Source organism: Candidatus Cloacimonadota bacterium (assembly GCA_020532355.1).
Taxonomy (GTDB): Bacteria; Cloacimonadota; Cloacimonadia; order Cloacimonadales; family Cloacimonadaceae; genus UBA5456.
Window position 1 is genome coordinate 1 of record JAJBBD010000254.1, and the last position, 6,250, is coordinate 6,250.

Genomic DNA, 6,250 nt, shown 5'->3' on the forward strand with positions numbered 1-6,250 from the left:
AATATGGGTAAGAGGCCTTTTTAAAAGTCTTCCCGCGCGTCGTAAGTTTCTCCGCTCTGAAACTGTGGAATTGCGACATATCCTCAAGTACTTCCACTATCAAGCGATTATTTATCCCAATATAAGCTTTAAACTAATAGCAGATAGCAAAGAAAAACTAAACTATATTGGCGGAAACGACCGGAACAAGCGCATGAGCGAGATTTTTGGCTCCAGCTTTTTCAATGACGATATTATTGAAATTGATGCTGCTGCAGAGACTTACGCTGTTAGTGGCTATATCTTTGGCCTGGAAGAACGCTCAGATAAGCTTATCGATGCCCAATATGTGTTCATTAATGGCAGATTTATAAACGATAAAACAGTAAAACACAGTATTAAAAGTGCATACGCCCCGTTCATCCTTAAAACCAGGGCATGGATGAAAGGCAATACTCCACCCTATATTCTATTTATCACAGTACCTCCGGAACAGATCGATATTAATGTTTCGCCCACCAAGAATGAAGTGCGCTTCCGGGAACAACAAAAAGTTCATTCCCTAATCTTTCAGACTATATCAAAAGCTCTACAACGGTATGAGGAAAATAAATTTGCCACTGCACGCAGCAAATTTAGCGCTATCCCCCAAATGACGGAACGTGCCAGTTCTTTAGAAAGAGATATATTTGTTCAAAACGTTCCGATTCCCCGCTATAGCGAATACAAAAAAGAACATTCTCAGATGTTTCAAGATGATCTCTTCGAACATGAACCGACAAAAAAACCTGCCAATATCCCCATTGTGAATCCCGAAAAAGTACGCAGCCAAGAGCAACAGGAAATATTTAATGACCAACCCAACGATACTGTTCCCTATAAACTTCTATTACAGAATGAAGAAGACTACATCAACCCTTGGCAACTGCATAACACCTACATATTTGTACAGATTGAGGATGGATTAGTTATTATCGATCAACATGCTGCTCATGAACGTATTCTTTACGAGAAGTTGATTCAAAGAACGGGGGGAGCACCTGCTGTAAGGCAAAAATTGATTATTCCACTAGTAATTGACATTCCTCCATATATTGCCAATGAGATCAGGGATTTGATCGACTCAAATATTCATCTATTAGAAAAAATTGGGTTTTCTCTAAAGAAATTCAGCGGAGATTCCATTGTTATAGAAGAAATTCCTGCCGAATTAGGAGATTTTCAAGGCGGTAAAATCTTTATCGATATCCTCAAGCAATTGGAAACTGAGCTGGAGATAAACGCAGATTTTCGCGATTCCTTGGCAAAATCGATCGCTTGCAAAGCCGCCATAAAAGCAAACACTAAGCTCTCACGCAGAGAAATGCTAAGTCTAGTAAATAATCTTTTTGCCTGTCGAGTTCCATATTTCTGTCCTCATGGCAGACCCCTGATAGTAAAAATGACACTTACAGATTTTGAGAAAAAGTTTAAGCGTTTGGTATGATAGTCACAATAGAAGGCCCCACAGCATCAGGAAAAACTTCTCTGGCGCTGAAATTGGCAGAAACCCTTAAAACCAGTATCATCAATTGTGATTCCCGCCAGATTTATCGCTATATGGATATCGGTACAGCAAAGCCATCAAAAAATGATTTATCGAGAATTACCCATTATCTCATCAATATAATAGACCCCAACGAAAGTTACAATGCCGGTTTTTTTGTTAAGGACGCAGATCAATACATCCATTATCTATTTAATAAGGAACAGATTCCGATTGTATGTGGAGGTAGTGGATTGTATTTGCGATCTCTGCTAGAAGGTTTATTTGAACATCCCCCCATCGATAGCAAGATAAGAGAGCAGCTAAAAAAAGAACTCTGTGAGCTGGGTATTGCGCATTTGTATGAGCGGCTTGAGATAGTAGATCCAGTATTCGCCTCCCGGATTAGCGCTACTGATGTGCAGCGTATTTTGAGGGGGCTAGAAATTCATTCTGCCACCGGACTTACCATATCTCAGCATTGGCAAAAACAACTTAAACAAACAAGATACAACGCTTTTAAGATATTTGTTTGCCCCAATCGTGATGATTTATACGCAAAAATAAACGCTCGAGTTGAAAAAATGCTTAACGATGGTCTTATCGATGAGATTGATACTCTGCTCAAGATGGGTTTCTCATGGAATGATTATGGGCTTAATACCATGGGGTATAAAGAGTTTAAACCATATTTTTCAGGTAAGTCTTCATTGCTTGAATGTGCAGAAAACACTGCCCAACATCATCGCAATTATGCCAAGCGTCAGCTTACCTGGTACCGAAAAAGCAGATTTGATTTGACAATAGACTCATACAGCTTTAGTTTATCTGATGTCCTCGGGGAAATTCAATCCCGATATTTGAGGTTCAAAGAGGAATCAGGTGCAAATCATTGCCAGAATAGTAAATAAGGAAATCTTTGACAGGGATGTAACGCGAGAAATGGCTTGCGGCGGTACTGCAGTGCAGGCGTTAAAACGCCTTGTGGATCGCTGTCTGCTATTAGTAAAAGCCGGGCAAATAGGTATTAACGTTAGCGATGAAGAATTTGACATCGCCCTCATGGAAATATTGGATGAAGAAGAGCCATTTGGCTTGCCTCCTGGTTTTCTACAACAAATGGACGCTCTTGAAATGGAAACTCTAATAAGACGAAATATCATCATCCGCAAATATGTATCTACCCTTTATCCCGACGATCACCCCATTGCAGAAGACAAACTAAAAGAACTCTACGACGAGCAGATTCAAAACTTCTGCAGTGAAGAAATGGTGCGCTGTTCACACATCTTCATCAAAGGAGAAAATGCTTTGCAGCGCATTACGGAAATACATTCTCGCATCAAGAATCCCCAAGATTTTGCCAATGAATGCCGTAGTTGTAGCGATTGCCCCTCAAATCGTTGTTGCGGAGATCTTGGATATTTCCCCAGAGGTAAACTCTTCCCAGAAATTGACAAAGTAGCCTTCCAACTAAAACTCCATGAAATAAGTATGCCCTTTAAAAGTCCTGAAGGATACCACATTCTATTGCTAACGGACCGCAAATGCAAAACACCTATACCATTTGAACGAATCAAATCCAGCCTCGCCACTAATATTAGACAAATGGAGCGGGAATACTTTTTGATGAAGCATTTGGGAGATCTTTACAACGAGTTCAAACACCAGATAGTCATCTTTGACGATGCCCTCAAATAAGCTTTCTCAAATTCTTGGTATTAGCACTTTTGGAGAATCGCACGGCCCTGCAATTGGAATTCTTTTCGATAGCCCCATTCCCAATCAAGAATTTCCCTTCGATAAAATCCGCAAAGCACTTACTCAAAGAGCTCCGCAAACCAAGTTTGCCACTTCTCGCATAGAACCCGATGAAATAGAAATTCTTAGCGGAGTATTCGAAGGAAAAACCACAGGCGCACCTCTTTGTATTGTCGTTTACAACAAAGATGCTCGCAGCTTCGAATACAATCCCTTTAAAGATCTAATCCGCCCCGGCTATGCAGATTATTCGTGGTTACAAAAATATCATATTTTCGATTATCGCGGAGGTGGTAGGGCATCCGGAAGAGAAACAGTTGCCCGAGTTATCGCTGCCGAGTTGTATCGAGATCTTTTAAAAGACATTAAGATCCAAATCACAGCCATTCAAATTGGAGAAAAAACCGCGAGCATAGCCACCCTATCTGAAGCGAATCCTTTCCATTGGCCAGATCAAGATAGCTATCCCTTGTTAATATCATATCTAAAACAAAAAAAACTCGAAGGTGATAGTGTTGGCGGAGTTTTGCGAGTAAGAGCAAAAAATATCCCTCCAGGACTTGGTGATCCCATCTACGAAAAACTTTCTGCAAATATAGCCAAAGCAATGTTTAGTATAGCAACCATTAGGGGTGTCCTCTTTGGTGACGGACTAGATCTTGCCCGTTTACCCGGTTCAAAAGTAAACGATCAATTTGCTCAGGGAAAAGCTCAAACTAACCATCATGGAGGCATACTAGGCGGTGTTAGCACTGGCAGCGATCTCCAGTTTGACCTTATTGTCCGTCCCGTTTCCTCCATAGCTCAAGAACAAGATACAATAAATTTGCAGGGTCAAGATTGTAAAATCAAAATCGATGGTCGCCACGATACATGCCATATACCTCGCATAATTCCCGTTATCGAAGCTATGCTAATGATTTGCCTGGCAGATGCAATTCAATACCAGAGACTTATTGAAAACAGGCAAGATCTTAGTGGATACCGTGAAGCGCTAGATAAGCTAGATGAAGATCTAATACTAATCCTAAAACGTCGTCAAGAGATTGTAAGGCAGGTTAAAGTTCTTAAGAAAAAACAACATCTGCCGCCAAAAGATACTGCCAGAGAACATGAGATAATAATGCGCCAACGCACTTTTGCTAAAGAGCTGAGCCTAAATGAAGACCTAGTGGAACAAATTGTTAATCTAAATCTCAGGTTGAGTTCTTTTGATAGTTGAGTGCTACAGGTTTCATCCCGATAATATACCCTCAAAGATCCCCAAAGGCTTTCTGGTTGAGCTAAGATTGGATTTTTATCCCAATATTGAAGCCACAGATTATAAACCTTTGAATAAGCGATTTATCCTAACTTGCAGAGGCAAAAGTCTTACCCGTGAAGTTTTAGATAAAATGTTGGCAAGCACTGCCTATATAGATCTCGATTTGAACCAAGCCCATGAATTTTTAGATCTAGTAGAACCGAAGCGTCTGATTCTATCCTTGCATCTAATTGATTATGATGAAGATCAAATCTGGCAGTTTTTACAAAATCCCATTCAGGCAGCGTATTATAAGTTTATCTTCAAGGCAAAAAGTCTAGAAGAAATACTATCTGCTTCCGAATTGATAAAAAAAAGTGGCAAGAGCAACGTCATCTTCAACGTAAGCGGTAAATGGGCATTATTTCAAAGATCTTTATATCATTTATTCAATTCCCAAGCTTGCTATTGTGCTTATGATGAACCTCTATACGATGGTCAACCGCAAACACACGAGCTAATGCCTATTCTTCATGCAGTTTTTAGTTTAGACCACAGTGTTTTACTAATAATCGGATCCGGTAAAGTAAACCAAAGCGGTAGCATAGTACATGGTAACCCTTTTTTGTCCTCAGCAGGTATACCCACTGCTTATATCCCAGTCCCCGCAAAAAATGTTGATGAAGCAGTTATGGCAGTAAAATTCGTCTTAAAAAACCTATCTTTGCTAGGCTTAGCAATCACCAATCCCTATAAAAGCTCTCTGGCAAAGTACTTTAATACTGGTAGGCAATGTATCAATACCATCCGGTTTTGCCATAGTAAAAAACCACAATCTTATTATCATGCAGAATTAGATAGATATATAAAGCCCCTGAACACAGATATCAAAGCATTGAGGGATGCACTACAAAAGCTTAATATTAACCTCCAAAGTTCTATTCTAATTTATGGTAGTGGCTCTTGTGCCAACATATTTATAAAATATCTGCAACTTTGGAAATATGAACGAATCCACCTGCTTAGCCGTAATCGTGAACAAGCAGATAAGCTACGTAGAGCTTATAACCTGGAAGATAAGCTTAAACAAGAATATGGTTTATTGATAAACGCCAGCCCTTTAGGACAAAACCCATCAGACGATCTTAGCGTATTGCCCAAATACAATGCCCTGATAAATTTGGCTCTGCCCCAACCTCTATCCTTGCTAGAAGATGACGCAAAAACAAAGGAAATACCTACCTTTACATCAACTCAGTTTTGGGTTAGTCAGTTTTCTACCCAACTATCATTTCTGATTAAACCAGAAACAAACTAGTTGACAGATTCCGCTTCAACTTATTCCATTTTGCTTGAAAAAATTCAAGAGACCGTTGCACATCCATATATTACAGATATATATGCACGATATATCGAATTTCTGGGCTTTTTCTGATCGTAGCTATGTCCACCCCAGCCTCCCTTGTAGTACGAGTTATGTATTGGGACAAAACCTTTTTTAACCTGAACCATGCTATTGGAGTTCATGAGGCCAATTAAGTTCCTGCTGATATTGAACTTAATAGGCCTCATGGACTTCAAAAGCAGGCGTGTAATTATGCACGGCCTTGAAGTCCAAACCGCCCATAAGATATTAAATAACTAATCTTTCCTACACCTAAGTGCTTGATAAATGGTGTATAGTTTTAGCGAAAGTGTGATATATCTCATTATGGGGCATTACGATAGCCTTTCCAGGTAGT

At 39.8% G+C, this 6,250-nt stretch carries 5 protein-coding genes; all 5 read left to right on the forward strand.

The features are described 5' to 3' along the window. The coding region (gene mutL, locus LHW48_08885; GenBank protein MCB5260564.1) for a DNA mismatch repair endonuclease MutL at nt 1-1,465 on the forward strand (1,465 nt) is incomplete at its 5' end. After that, nucleotides 1,462-2,415, forward strand: coding sequence for a tRNA (adenosine(37)-N6)-dimethylallyltransferase MiaA (gene miaA / locus LHW48_08890; GenBank protein ID MCB5260565.1), 954 nt, complete (start codon nt 1,462-1,464; stop codon nt 2,413-2,415). The genes mutL and miaA, both read left to right, overlap by 4 nt. Next, complete coding sequence (locus LHW48_08895; GenBank protein MCB5260566.1) at nt 2,387-3,205, forward strand: peptidylprolyl isomerase; 819 nt, start codon at nt 2,387-2,389, stop codon at nt 3,203-3,205. Before miaA ends, LHW48_08895 begins: the two co-directional genes overlap by 29 nt. Continuing rightward, complete coding sequence (aroC, locus tag LHW48_08900) at nt 3,192-4,487, forward strand: chorismate synthase (GenBank protein ID MCB5260567.1); 1,296 nt, start codon at nt 3,192-3,194, stop codon at nt 4,485-4,487. The genes LHW48_08895 and aroC overlap by 14 nt, the downstream gene beginning before the upstream one ends. Beyond that, nucleotides 4,477-5,826: a hypothetical protein gene (locus LHW48_08905; protein ID MCB5260568.1), complete on the forward strand. Its 1,350-nt coding sequence runs from the start codon at nt 4,477-4,479 to the stop codon at nt 5,824-5,826. The genes aroC and LHW48_08905 overlap by 11 nt, the downstream gene beginning before the upstream one ends. Nucleotides 5,827-6,250 lie beyond the last annotated feature (424 nt).